Annotated in this window: 1 pseudogene; it reads left to right on the top strand. The window is 77.7% G+C overall.

Annotated elements, in window-relative coordinates:
- A pseudogene (locus tag MXD58_RS24765) lies at positions 1 to 399 on the top strand (hypothetical protein); the annotation flags it as partial.
- Positions 400 to 543: the final 144 nt, after the last annotated feature.

Genomic DNA, 543 nt, shown 5'->3' with positions numbered 1-543 from the left:
GCCCCGGGCCGCCCGAGCGGCACCCAGGTCGGGCCAGCCGAGCTGTACGTGCGCGTCGGGGCGGTGACGCGCACGTTCCCGGTGCCGCCGGGTGACGCCGCCGGGGCCGGCGCGACGGTGGGCCTCACGACGTCTGGGCCGTCTGGGCCGTCTGGCGGGGAGATCTTCCTGGACCCCGCCGGCCCACCGGGTGAGCTGGTGGTGGGCCTCGCCGTGCCCGGCCCGACGGGGATGGCGCGCTGGGAGGAACGCATCCCGTTCGCCCACCGGCCCGCCACCGGCGACCTGATCCTGCTCACGCCCGGCCTTGGCTGGCGCGAGGTGCCCTCCCATCCGGACCGGGACTGGGTGCCGGCCGCGGTCCGCCCGACCCTGACGGTCACCGCCACCGCGGCCTGACCAGGCCCGAACGGGCCGTCGCACCGCTACCCCATACCGGCCGTTCTGACCGTGGCGGTGCTCCTCGCGACCACCACCATGGTGGGAGCCGCGACGTCGGCGGCGGGCGCGGGCCCGAGAGTGGGCGGGCAGGCACGGGTACGT

Source organism: Frankia sp. AgKG'84/4 (genome assembly GCF_023242965.2).
Taxonomy (GTDB): domain Bacteria; phylum Actinomycetota; class Actinomycetes; order Frankiales; family Frankiaceae; genus Frankia.
Note: the sequence above shows the minus strand (reverse complement) of the source record. Positions and strands in the feature narration are given on the sequence as shown.